At 35.0% G+C, this 9,755-nt stretch carries 11 protein-coding genes and 1 other RNA gene; 6 read left to right on the plus strand and 6 right to left on the minus strand.

All coding sequences use genetic code 11. The features are described from left to right. From Megvenef_RS05090 to Megvenef_RS05115, 6 genes are all read right to left on the minus strand, one after another. The coding region (locus Megvenef_RS05090; protein WP_322776028.1) for a transposase at nt 1-328 on the minus strand (328 nt) is incomplete at its 3' end. An 89-nt stretch (nt 329-417) separates the two neighbouring features. Beyond that, nucleotides 418-1,482: a methyltransferase gene (locus tag Megvenef_RS05095; protein WP_322776901.1), complete on the minus strand. Its 1,065-nt coding sequence runs from the start codon at nt 1,480-1,482 to the stop codon at nt 418-420. 221 nt (nt 1,483-1,703) lie between these two features. Next, a complete protein-coding gene (locus Megvenef_RS05100) occupies nt 1,704-2,120 on the minus strand; it encodes a GlcG/HbpS family heme-binding protein (RefSeq protein ID WP_322776902.1) in 417 nt (138 codons plus the stop codon). A gap of 17 nt (nt 2,121-2,137) precedes the next feature. Further along, complete coding sequence (locus Megvenef_RS05105; RefSeq protein ID WP_322776903.1) at nt 2,138-3,532, minus strand: NAD(P)(+) transhydrogenase (Re/Si-specific) subunit beta; 1,395 nt, start codon at nt 3,530-3,532, stop codon at nt 2,138-2,140. A 6-nt stretch (nt 3,533-3,538) separates the two neighbouring features. After that, complete coding sequence (locus Megvenef_RS05110; protein ID WP_322776904.1) at nt 3,539-3,937, minus strand: NAD(P) transhydrogenase subunit alpha part 2; 399 nt, start codon at nt 3,935-3,937, stop codon at nt 3,539-3,541. A gap of 136 nt (nt 3,938-4,073) precedes the next feature. Continuing rightward, nucleotides 4,074-5,201: an NAD(P) transhydrogenase subunit alpha gene (locus Megvenef_RS05115; RefSeq protein ID WP_322776905.1), complete on the minus strand. Its 1,128-nt coding sequence runs from the start codon at nt 5,199-5,201 to the stop codon at nt 4,074-4,076. A gap of 92 nt (nt 5,202-5,293) precedes the next feature. On the opposite strand from Megvenef_RS05115, the gene Megvenef_RS05120 reads away from it, so the two are divergent. The 6 genes from Megvenef_RS05120 to Megvenef_RS05145 all read left to right on the plus strand — a co-directional run bounded on the left by Megvenef_RS05120 (nt 5,294) and on the right by Megvenef_RS05145 (nt 9,541). Beyond that, nucleotides 5,294-5,959, plus strand: a complete 666-nt coding sequence (locus Megvenef_RS05120) for a LolA family protein (RefSeq protein WP_322776906.1) — start codon at nt 5,294-5,296, stop codon at nt 5,957-5,959. 110 nt (nt 5,960-6,069) lie between these two features. Then, nucleotides 6,070-6,164: signal recognition particle sRNA small type (gene ffs, locus Megvenef_RS05125), an RNA gene on the plus strand. Nucleotides 6,165-6,266: 102 nt separating this feature from the next. Beyond that, nucleotides 6,267-7,796: a DNA polymerase III subunit gamma/tau gene (gene dnaX, locus Megvenef_RS05130; RefSeq protein WP_322776907.1), complete on the plus strand. Its 1,530-nt coding sequence runs from the start codon at nt 6,267-6,269 to the stop codon at nt 7,794-7,796. A gap of 16 nt (nt 7,797-7,812) precedes the next feature. After that, nucleotides 7,813-8,130, plus strand: coding sequence for a YbaB/EbfC family nucleoid-associated protein (locus Megvenef_RS05135; protein ID WP_322776908.1), 318 nt, complete (start codon nt 7,813-7,815; stop codon nt 8,128-8,130). Nucleotides 8,131-8,213: 83 nt separating this feature from the next. Further along, the gene (gene recR, locus Megvenef_RS05140; protein ID WP_322776909.1) at nt 8,214-8,813 is read left to right on the plus strand and encodes a recombination mediator RecR; all 600 of its coding nucleotides are present in this window, start codon (nt 8,214-8,216) and stop codon (nt 8,811-8,813) included. 158 nt (nt 8,814-8,971) lie between these two features. Beyond that, complete coding sequence (locus Megvenef_RS05145; protein WP_322776910.1) at nt 8,972-9,541, plus strand: AAA family ATPase; 570 nt, start codon at nt 8,972-8,974, stop codon at nt 9,539-9,541. Nucleotides 9,542-9,755 lie beyond the last annotated feature (214 nt).

Genomic DNA, 9,755 nt, shown 5'->3' on the forward strand with positions numbered 1-9,755 from the left:
CTTCAGACACATCAAGATCTTGCTGCAAATATTCATAACCACAAAAATATTGCCAATAAATATTTTCCTTTAGCTCTTCCTCCGTAAACGAATCAGAACCGTTGTACATAGCTTGAAGCATTGATAGTGCTAGCATTACTCTATGATCTTTCTTATTTCTACCAAATTGCTTGATTTCAATGTTAGGCAATGCTCTGGCTTCAAGTTCAGACCAATTTACTAAATCCCTTAGTTTATATAACTTGTTTTTAGGATTTAGTTTTGTAGATAATTTCTCTTCAAATAACCTTTCTTGTTTTTGGAGAAAAGTAATATTTTCTATAGGCATAATTTTAAAATCCGTAAGCTTTATGCGGTAATTATACCATTTTCTTATGGATTTTGTAAGCTGTTTATGACATGAAACCCCTTGTTAATTCAGGCGGGGAGAGTTTTGACGGAGGGACTAGAAAAACATGAATCATAGCCTATGACAACCAATTCAGCAAGTCGCCCAGATATCCTAAGCGTTTGAACAAGAAGAGGAAAGAAGCCAGCCTTCTTAAATAATCCAGGAAGTTGTAACTTCTGGCTCGCAATAAATACACCACGTCCAAACGGGTTAAGGTTGCCAAGTAAAGCTTCTATAAGGTTATTATTAGTTACCTGGCCTTTCAATGTTGTTGATAAGCCCCAAGGTGGATTTGAAATAATCCTATCAGCATTGGGAAATAAAACCGCACTTGAATCTACTACATTTAAATTTAGCAGAATATGTGCTAGTTCTCCTTGTTTGTAAGCTCTTGCTATTGCTTCTTCCGAAGTATCGCAACCAACCAAATTCAGACCTGGGCATTGTAATCCAGCTTCAATTAATAGTGTTCCGCTGCCAGCAAATGGATCTATTACAGTTTGACCTGGTTTAAGGTCAGCCAATAAAGCTATTGCTGCCGCTACAGGAGGATGAAGTGCCCCAGCTATACCTTGAACACGCCAAATACGTCGGTGACAGGGATAGTCAGTTATTCTAATACCAATTAATCCTTTATCTTCTAGTAAATGGAATCTAACCCATAGAACATTTAAGTTTTCTTTGCTACGACTGTCAATAAAGCGTAACCCCAGGTTATTAGCCAGCACCCCTCCTACAGCTGCTTCCAAGTCATAGCGGGAATAATTACGCTTACCTAAAAAACTAGCTGTTACACGAAGATTCTTTATTTTTGAATTAATCTCTACAGGAAGATTATGAAGCCTAAATAAAGAAGCTTTCAAATTTCTTAAGCTTTGCCTGGTATGTCCTATTCCTCTTATTTCTCCCCATACTAAATATGCATCATCTATACATCTAAGCTGGTTTGCACAGCTGCTATTATCGCAACAAAATAAAAGATCTCTGGGCCTAGTTTTTATATTGCTAACTTCCGGAAGTAACCATGCTTCAGCAGCTGCTATCCATTCAAGGCCTCGAATAACTCGACACCAAACTTGTACAGAATCCATCCTAATATTATTTTTGGTATTTTATCTTTAGGTTAAAAGAATAGAATCCTTAAAACAAGAGTTTTTATTTATCGTATACCCTATTAACTCTCAACTCGCCTTGAATAACTAAAATAGTTAATAACAATCATTTAGTATCATTTGAAGTTATCAAGAATCTAATTCCAGGTGATTTCCTGTGCCCTAGGTAAGCCTTAAATATTCACCGCACCCTTGAATATCTATAAATTATCGATTATAGCATCTATAGCCGCTTGAGCACATATGCCATCCAATTCAGGCGTAGCACCACTAATGCCAATTGATCCAATATGTTCACCATCTTTCGTAATAATTGGTAAACCACCTTCTAATAATACTATCCCAGGCACTCCAAGATAAGGAAGATTTGCAAGCTTTTCGTTCTTAAGCGCTAGATCTTTAGTAGAAATGGGCATGCTTGCAGAAGTTAAAGCCTTAAGAGGAGCCATTCTAACACTAACTACACAGTTATTATCCATACGACGGTAATATTTCAAATTACCGTGGTTATCCATAATAGCAATAACTATTTTCAAGGAACGTGTTATAGCCATATTTTCAGCAGCATCTGCCATTTTTTTAGCCATATTTAAAGATAACGCTTTGACAATAAACATATGTATGTAACCTTTATTTATTGTCCCAGAGCTTTAACAATATCTTCCACCACTTTTTTTGCATCACCAAAAAGCATCAATGTATTGTCTTGAAAAAACAATTCGTTCTGAATTCCAGCGTAACCAGAAGACATTGACCTCTTAATAAACAAAACAGTCTTTGACAAACCAACATCAAGGACTGGCATACCATAAATAGGACTGTCTTTATCAGATTTAGCAGCGGGATTAGTCACATCATTAGCACCAATTACAAGGGTTACATCGGTTGAATTAAAATCAGCATTTATTTCTTCAAGTTCACAAACATCTTCATAATCAATATTAGCTTCTGCCAACAGAACGTTCATATGACCAGGCATCCTTCCAGCTACTGGATGAATTGCAAATCTCACTTTTACGCCAGCCTTCTTAAGTATCTCAGTTAATTCCTTTATTGCATGCTGAGACTGAGCAACAGCCATGCCATAACCTGGCACAATTATTACCGATTCAGCCCTCTCAAGCATAAAAGCTGCATCTTCAGCGCTGCTAATTTTTGCAATTCTATCGTCCTCATTTTGCACTAATCCAGAGTCTTTTTGTTTCATGAAAGCTCCGAAAATCACATTAAATAAGGACCTATTCATAGCGCGACACATAATGTGACTTAAAATAGCACCACTTGCGCCGACAAGAGCTCCCGTAATAATGAGTAAACTATTACCAAGCGTAAAGCCAATACCTGCAGCCGCCCATCCAGAATATGAGTTAAGCATTGACACTACAACAGGCATATCTGCGCCACCAATTGGTACAATAAGCAACACGCCAACAATTAAAGAAGCAAGTACTAGTAACGTAAAAATAGATAAACTTTGATACTTAGCAAAATAGTATATTAATACCACTAGCATTACACTAAGTAGAAGGCATACATATTGCTGACCAAAGAATTTCATTGGCCTAGCACCAATCAATCCTTGCAGCTTACCAAAAGCAATTAATGAACCGCTAAATGTAAGAGCACCAATCGCCGCGCCCAAAGACATTTCTATTAATGCCCCAACTGGTATCGCACCTTTTTCACCTATGCCAAAATTTTGTGGTGAAATTAAAGCTCCAAAAGCCACTAATACTGCAGCTAAACCTACTAATGAATGAAAGCCAGCAACAAGCTGTGGCATAGCAGTCATTGGTATTTTTTTAGCTATCACACCACCAATACCGCCACCTAAAACTATGGTAATAATAAGAGCTGTTTTTTGAGCAAACGAAGGTATATTAAACGTAGCTATAAGTGCTATAGCCATACCTATCATGCCAATTACACTACCTATTCTAGCGGATTTGGGTGAAGATAAACCTTTAAGGGCAAAAATAAAACATACGGCCGAAACCAGGTAAGAAAATTCGATTAGTTGTATTGTCATATAAATTTATTTTTTCTTGAACATTTCAAGCATTCTTTGGGTTACTATAAATCCACCGAAAATATTGATTGCAGCCAAAAAAGTTGCAAAAAAACCAAATGCTGAAGCTACACCAAAATTTACTGAACTTGCTGAGATAAGAGCACCAACAATTACAATACCAGAAATTGCATTTGTTACAGACATAAGCGGGGTATGCAATGACGGCGTAACTTTCCAAACAACATAATAACCAACAAAACAAGCAAGCGTAAAAATCGTCACAGCATAGACCAATGGATCAATATGATGACCTCCTTGAACAATAATATCCTCGCTCATTTCCTGAAGCTTAAGAGATAACTCAGTTGCTTTTACTGAAATTTCTTTAGCCTCATTTATAGCTAATGGCAATTTTTCTTTCATATATATTTTCTCATGACAATTTCAACGTTAAATCAGATGCTTGAATTTAAAGACGAGATTGCGCAGTGTACACCTGGTACGTTAGCACAAATGAGACCTAAAAAATTCATGTGTATCATTAAAATTGGAATTGTTATTATACTTTAAATTTTTTGTTTATCATACTCCCATCAATACTAATGGTCATTTCCTCGACTAGTTCATCCTTAAAATTTATTTTCCTATCTTGCACAGCATAATCAAGAAAATTATATAGATTTTTTGCATACAGCCTCGAACTATCCCCAGCAATTTTTGTTGCCAGATTGCTCCATGCAACAATTTTTACTCCCTTTTTCACTAACACTTTGTCTTCTACAGAATCTTCGACATTACCCCCAGAAGAAGCAGCCATGTCAACTATAACTGAACCAGGTCTCATTTTTGCAACCATATCTTTGGTAATGAGTAACGGCGCTTTCTTGCCTGGAATTTGGGCAGTAGTAATGACAATGTCAAACTTATCTATTATTTGATTAAGGAACCTTTCTTGGATCGCTGCAAAGTCACGAGATACTTCTTTTGCATAACCAGTTTTATCTTCAGAATCAGTCATTAGTTCAGAAGGATATACAAATTTAGCACCTAAACTTTCAGCCTGCTCTTTTGTTGCCAGCCTAACATCATAAGCTGAAACACCAGACCCTAGCCTTTTTGCTGTAGCAATTGCTTGCAGTCCAGCAACACCGATACCAAGAACGAGTGTTTTTGCTGGGTTAATAGTTCCAGCAGCGGTCATCATCATTGGGAATGCTCTATCAAAATAATAGCTAGCTTCAATCACTGCCCGATAACCAGCAAGATTACTCTGGGACGAAAGAGCGTCCATTCCTTGAGCTTTTGTAACCCTTGGCACCAGCTCCATAGCAACAGTTGAAAGCTTTCTTGACGCAGCTTTTTCTAAGTATTCTATATTTGAATATGGCGACATGAGTCCTATTATCGTCGCCCCTTCTTTTGCCATATCTATTTCGTTGAACTGGTCTATAAGCGGCGTAGGCTGTACTTTTAAAATAATATCTGCATCAGATAATATCTCAAGCATAACCGAAGAAACTGCTGCACCAGCATTTTCATAATCAACGTCTAAAAAATTGGCTCCAATTCCTATGCCCCTCTCGACGAACACCCTATAACCTTTTTTGACATATAGTTTTACTATGTCAGGAGTGATGGCTGTTCTAGCTTCGCCTTTTTCCCGTTCTTTAATTGCCGCAATCTTCATTGTATAATAATTTCAACTAAATTTATTCTTGAAGTTATACTACCCATTCCTTATCATGTGAACATCAATTTCACCTTAAAAAGCAGATTTTTATGCGCATTAACACAAGTAAGACACATTTAATACCATTTTCCATCATGAAATATATGATATTAATGTTATTACTAACATCAACTCACTTCGCAAGCGCTGCTGATATTTCAGAGGAAATTAAATCTTATATAAGTAGCATTAAATCAATTGCAGTTGAATTTATTCAGGAAGATAGTACAGGCAGACTAGCTGAAGGCATGCTTATTATTGATAAGCCTTATAAATTTAGGTGTAATTACTACGAACCATTTCCGATTGTTATTGTTGGTAATAAAAACTATGTCTCTGTTTATGATTACGAAATGGGACACCTTAGTAGAATCAAAGCAACTGAAAATATCTTTAATTTTTTGCTAGTTGATAAAGTCAGTTTTGATAACCAATTTGAAATTTTATCTGCAAAACAAAATAATAATAGCTACGTTCTACGCTTAAAAAATCACGATTTAAACAAAATAAGTGAAATTTGGTTTGATAAAAAAAATAAAAATATCCAAAAAATGCAAATATTCGAAGAGAATAATAATATAACTCTCACATTTGGGAATACTATGCAAATTGGCAATATATCCAGCAGCTTATTTATAATGAAAGATCCAGAGGTTTTTGGTACACCTGATAGATTCACTAAGGCAGAGCTCGAAACAAAGTTTAAGAAATTATAACACTTACAAGAGCTCCTAAATCTTCAAAAATATAATCTGGCCATTATATAATAATGGATAATGATATAAAATATGGCTTGATTGAGCGTACTAAAACAACTATCTTTATCCATGGCTAGTACTGGGCGTATGCTTTGTTTAGTTGGTCAGATCCGAAAGGAAGCAGCCAGAGCATTTTGTAAACGGGTCGGTACTAGCTATATAGCTTCTTAGTCTGAGTTAGGAAACGCTAATTTTAAGTGTCCTACTCAAGTTTTTTGCTGTTCGCATAGTAAATTGATCTAAAATCTAGTAGTTTAGCAAGTTCATGTCAGAAGAAAGTTTAAAATACATACCCTTTGCTCGCAAGTATAGATCGACCAATTTTTCTGAGTTGATGGGGCAAGAAGTTTTAGTAAAAACTCTGTCTTACTGTATTGCAAATAATCGTTTAGCATCAGCTTATTTACTCACTGGTATTAGAGGAGTTGGCAAAACTTCCTCAGCGCGCATAATTGCAAAAACTGTAAATTGTACCGATCTGAGCAGCCATGGAGAACAAATTGCACCTTGTGAAAAATGCAAAAATTGTATTAGTTATACCAAACAAAATCATCCAGATATTATTGAGATAGATGCAGCTAGTAGAACTGGTGTTGACGATATCAGAGAAATAATTGAAAGTAGTGAATATAAGCCGCTTTTAGGCGCTTATAAATTCTTTATTATAGATGAGATTCACATGCTTTCAAAAAGCGCGTTTAATGCGCTCCTTAAAGTTATAGAAGAACCACCACCGCATGTAATTTTTATTTTTGCAACAACTGAAGTGCAAAAAATTCCACTTACCGTAATCTCAAGATGTCAGAGATATGATCTTAGGAGACTTTCTTACGAGGAAATTCAAACCTTGCTCAAGAAAATTGCTCAAAAAGAAAATATTAAATTTGAAGAAGAAGCTTTAAAAATTATTGCAAGTAAATCTGAAGGTTCTGCTCGCGATGCTGTTGCTATGATAGATCAAGCAGCCTCGTATCTAAACCAGCAAAGCGATTCAGATTTAATTACTGCTGAACTTGTCGGCAAAATGCTTGGTCTATTACGTGCAAATATCATCATTGAATTTACACAATTGATTATTGCTAATGCTCCTGGTAGAGCAATAGACTTATTAAGCGAGATTTACGCAGAGGCTAATAGTTTAGAATATTTTGTTCAGGTTATGGCCGATTTTATGGCAGAACTTTGTAAATCAAAAGTTATTCCAAATTATCATAACCCTTTATATCAAGATTACTCTAACGAATTATCTAGTATTTTAATTGGCACACCACTTTCCAGATTAACCACTTTGTGGCAAATATTTAGCAATGGTTTGCAGGAAATTAAGCAATCGCACAATGAGCTTGTCACCGCACAAATGATTATCATTAAAGCCATTTACGCCTGTAATTTGCCACTCATTGAGGATATTATAGATCCTGACAAAATTATTTCCCCAGCCGCTCAAGAAAGCAAGAACAGTGTATTTGATTTTCTAAAATTCTGTTATCAACAAAAAGAGATGGAAACATATTACTTATTATTAAATGAAGTAGGGATTCCAAAATTTCAAGATTTACAGATAGAGATTGCCTGTAGTAACAAGGATACAAACATACAAGCTAAAAAAATCGAACAATTGCTAAATGAATGGTCTGGAAACCAATGGAAAGTTAGTTGTGAAATTTGTCAAAATATTACTACTTTAAAGGATATAATGCTTGAAAAAGTTAGACTATCTGAAGATTATCAAGTAATAAAAAATCAATTTCCTGATGCAAATATATCAGATATAATATTGAAAACTGAAAATTAAAACTCAAGAGGAAGCAATGAATATTAATCAGCTTATGAAGCAAGCTCAGGTTATGCAGAAAAAAATGAAAGAAATGCAAGAAGAGATTGCTTCAAAACAATATATTGGCAAATCCGGCGGCGGACTAGTTACAGTATCTATGAGTGGTAGCGGCGAGATGCTTAAAGCATCTTTGGATCCTTCTTTGTTAAAAGCAGACGAGAAAGAAATGCTTGAAGATCTTATTGTAGCAGCTCATAACGATGCAAAAGCCAAAGCTGATGAAGATTCAAAAAGCAATATGTCTAATGCATTTGGCGACCTTGGAAAATTACCACCAGGCTTTGGGTTTTAGGAATTTTTTAAAGAGAATTTCTTAGTTATCCTGAACTTATTTCAGGATCTAATCAAATAACTTATTTCAGCATGAATTTAAGTATGCGTAAAACATCGGGACTCGATCAACTTATTTATTTATTTTCTAAGCTTCCAGGCCTTGGTAATCGTTCTGCCCGGAGAATAGTATTGCATTTATTACAAGATAAGGATTTACGCATGCGAGCATTGATTCAGGGCTTAGAAGATGCATCTGCTCAACTTACTAATTGCCAACTTTGTGGCAATATTGACTATACTAAAATTTGCGGTATTTGTTCAAATGAATCTAGAAACGATTCCATAATAGCAGTTGTAGAAACTGTAGCAGAGCTTTGGGCAATCGAACGCAGTGAAATATTTCGTGGTAGGTATCACGTTCTTGGAGCAACTATTTCTGCATCCAACAATCGTAACCCAAATGACTTAAGGTTACCAGAACTTCTAGAACGATGTAATAAAAACAAAACATCGGAACTTATCATCGCCACCAACTCTACATTAGAAGGTCAAACTACTGCTTACTTTATCACAGAGTATTTCAGGAATAGTTCAATCCACATCTCACGCCTAGCAAGCGGTATACCCATTGGTGGAGAACTTGATTATCTTGACGAAGGCACCTTATCTGCTGCGCTTGAAAGCAGAAGAAAATTTAATTGATTATACCTGAAACAGTTGGTTCTATCACATCTGTCGTAAACAGAAAATATCATGTTATTTGCTTCTTTTTAAATATCATCTTATTTATACGCAACAATAAATAATAGGCCAAAAAAAATTTAAATTACGCGAATGAAATTTTAAAGGAGGAGAAAAGTATGCGCATTGCTGTTTCTGGCACACATTTTATAGGTAAAAGTACGCTTATTGAAGATTTTATTAAAAAATATCCTTCTTATAGATGTGAAATTGAACCCTATTATAAATTACAAGATAAAAAAACAATGGAGTTATCATTGGAACCAGATCTTGATAGTTTTATAGAGCAATTAGATTATAGTATTAATCAACTAAATGACTGTGCAAATGAAGAAAATATAATATTTGATAGATGTCCAGTTGATTTTGTAGCTTATGCAATGTGCGCATTAGATCAGGATTCTATTGATATAAATGATAGCGAAGTTTCAGAAAGATTCTCTGAAATCAAATTAGTGTTGAATCATTTAGATTTAATCACTTTTTTGCCGATATCTAAAGAAAATTCTATAGAATATATTGAAGAAAACCCGACTTATCGTAAAGCAGTAGATAAAATTTTTAAAAAAATATATCGAGATGATATATTGGATATTTTTCCGACCTACGAACATCCGAAAATAATCGAAATTTCTGGTAACCGGGCAGAACGGATAAAAAAATTAGAAAGTTTTTTAATTCAATTTTAGTTCTTGAGAGACTTTCCATCTATTTGTGTAAATTCGATTATAGGCACTTAAATTCTCCCTTCGAATTTGATCATAAAATGAGCCATAGCCTCACCCCAATTTTGAATTGGCATAGTCCATTTTCGAGTAATGTAATTAGTCTCTCCGTCAAAACTCTAAATTTTTGATATAATTTCAAGAATTTCAAAAATAAATCACCGCACATTCATTTTTT

This window comes from Candidatus Megaera venefica (assembly GCF_034554655.1).
Classification (GTDB): Bacteria; Pseudomonadota; Alphaproteobacteria; order Rickettsiales; family Rickettsiaceae; genus Megaera_A; species Megaera_A venefica.